The sequence below is a fragment of the Mesorhizobium sp. M2E.F.Ca.ET.209.01.1.1 genome (genome assembly GCF_004010375.2).
Classification (GTDB): domain Bacteria; phylum Pseudomonadota; class Alphaproteobacteria; order Rhizobiales; family Rhizobiaceae; genus Mesorhizobium.
Map to the genome: position 1 here is coordinate 1 of NZ_SADP02001253.1, position 256 is coordinate 256.

General features: G+C 57.4%; 1 pseudogene. It reads left to right on the top strand.

The features are described from left to right. Nucleotides 1-256, top strand: a pseudogene (locus EN852_RS41580) (hypothetical protein); the annotation flags it as partial.

Genomic DNA, 256 nt, shown 5'->3' on the forward strand with positions numbered 1-256 from the left:
GTTAAGACGGCGCGCGATCAACTCGCTCTCGTCGCCACGCAAAGGTCAGCGCGCGAGCACGCAAGGAGCGGTCAGACCGCCAGCATCATCGGCAACGAGATCGACTATGTTGGCGGATTTGTCGGCACCAGCATCTCTGAATGCGTGGTCAACGTCACGATGATGATCTCCGTCGTATCTTACATGATCTACATGCAGCCGGTGATTGCTCTGGTCAGCGGCGTATCACTCCTGCCGCAGATCCTGCTTGCGCTTT